Below are 398 nucleotides of genomic sequence, written 5' to 3'. Positions count from 1 at the left end.
GCATGAACCGCGCCGCTAAAGCCTTCTTCTTCGATGGCGCGCGCAGCCGAGCGGCCGATCACCAGACACTCGAGCAGCGAATTGCTGGCCAGGCGGTTCGCGCCGTGCAGCCCCGTGCAAGAGGTCTCGCCGACTGCATAGAGGCCCGCGAGATCGGTGCGGCCCGCCAGATCGGTGACGACGCCGCCGCACGTGTAGTGCGCCGCCGGCACGACCGGAATGGGTTGCTTCGTGATGTCGATGCCGAATTCCAGGCAGCGCGCGAGAATCGTCGGAAAATGCTCGCGCAGGAAATCGGCCGGCTGATGGCTGATGTCCAGATACACACAATCGATGCCACGCTTCTTAATCTCGAAGTCGATCGCGCGCGCGACGATGTCGCGCGGCGCGAGTTCGGC

General features: G+C 64.8%; 1 protein-coding gene. It reads right to left on the bottom strand.

Going from position 1 to position 398, the window contains the following annotated elements; genetic code table 11:
* Positions 1 to 398, bottom strand: a 398-nt coding sequence (locus SB753_RS35100) for an FAD-binding protein (RefSeq protein WP_410804658.1), incomplete at both ends; no start/stop codon positions are given.

Source organism: Paraburkholderia sp. SIMBA_053 (genome assembly GCF_046534895.1).
Lineage (GTDB): Bacteria > Pseudomonadota > Gammaproteobacteria > Burkholderiales > Burkholderiaceae > Paraburkholderia > Paraburkholderia caledonica.
The sequence above is the reverse complement of the archived record's forward strand: the minus strand, read 5'-3'. Positions and strand labels throughout refer to the sequence as shown.